The 1,221-nt window shown below is 59.5% G+C and carries 1 protein-coding gene; it reads right to left on the reverse strand.

Annotated elements, in window-relative coordinates; genetic code table 11:
• Positions 1–16: 16 nt before the first annotated feature.
• The gene (locus tag CXQ94_RS21330; protein WP_258067304.1) at positions 17–1,186 is read right to left on the reverse strand and encodes an IS30 family transposase; all 1,170 of its coding nucleotides are present in this window, start codon (positions 1,184–1,186) and stop codon (positions 17–19) included.
• Between the last annotated feature and the right edge of the window lie 35 nt (positions 1,187–1,221).

Consider the following 1,221-nt stretch of genomic DNA (forward strand, 5'->3'; position numbering starts at 1 on the left):
CGGCGGATTCAAGCGGTCATTGCAACAGGAGGGGTTCGATTAGTTCGATCGGTTTCTTGAACTCTAGTCGTTTGCGTGGTCCGTCGTTGAGCTCAGCGGCGACCCAGTCAAGATCCGCAGCACTGTGGATGCTCAAGTCAGTGCCTTTGGGGAAATACTGGCGTAAGAGCCCGTTGGTGTTTTCGTTGATCCCACGCTGCCAGGGTGAATGCGGGTCGCAGAAGTAGATCTCGATGCCGGTATCCATCTTCACGGTTTTCCAGGCCTGCATTTCGATGCCCTGGTCCCACGTCAGCGAATGCCGTAACGCTTCCGGGAGGGTTTGGATCTTCGCGGTCAACGCCTCACGCATCTGCTCGGCTTTGTAGCCGTTGGGTAGGTGGACGAGCATGGTGAAGTTCGTGGTCCGCTCCACCAGGGTTCCGATGGCGGTCTGGTTGCCCTTGCCAATAATCAGATCCCCTTCCCAGTGCCCAGGTACGGCACGGTCCTCTACCTCGGGCGGACGCTCGGAAATGTTGATCATGCCCGGGATCCGGTTCTTACGCTGCCCGGCCTTGCGGCACGGCTTGCGCACGGCCCGTCCGGTGCGTAAACACGCGGCCAGATCCCGATTCAAGGCGCCTCGGGACTGGACATACAAGGACTGGTAAATCGTCTCAGGTGACACCCGCATCTCCTCCTGGTCGGGGAACTCAACCCGCAGTCGTCCTGCGATCTGTTCCGGTGAATACTTCTTGGCAAGGTCCTCTTCCACTTTCGCACGCAAGAGGGTATTCGTGTGGAGTTTGGCCGGTTTCGGCCGGCTGGCACGCTCGTAGGCGAGCATGTGGGCGGAGGTTGCCCGATAGGCGGTGCCGGGTTTCGTGTTGCGCTTCAACTCCCGAGATATCGTCGAGGCCGACCTCCCTATAGCCTCGCCGATCGCTCTCAAGGACTTCCCCTGGGCGCGGAGAATCGCGATCTCTTCACGCTGGGCGAACGTCAGGCACCGGCCCTTTAAATTCCTGCCGCGGCGCGGACGGACGCCACCGGCAGCGGCCAGGACAGTGCGCCCGGTACGCCGACTGGTATTGATGGGGACCACGGCATCGGTGATGAAATCACCTGCCTGCATTCCTGCCCAAAAGACCTGCAAGAGATCCGGACGGAAAAGGATTGAATACATCGCCATTGCATCACTCATTCACTAAGTGTTGCAATCACCGCAAGAACCCAAGG

It is taken from the genome of Arthrobacter sp. GMC3, assembly GCF_002929305.1.
In the GTDB taxonomy this organism is placed as follows: Bacteria; Actinomycetota; Actinomycetes; order Actinomycetales; family Micrococcaceae; genus Specibacter.

Bases quoted from the DNA above. Each gene is read 5' to 3' on its own strand.
- CXQ94_RS21330 (WP_258067304.1), bottom strand. From the start codon at position 1,186: ATGAGTGATGCAATGGCGATGTATTCAATCCTTTTCCGTCCGGATCTC.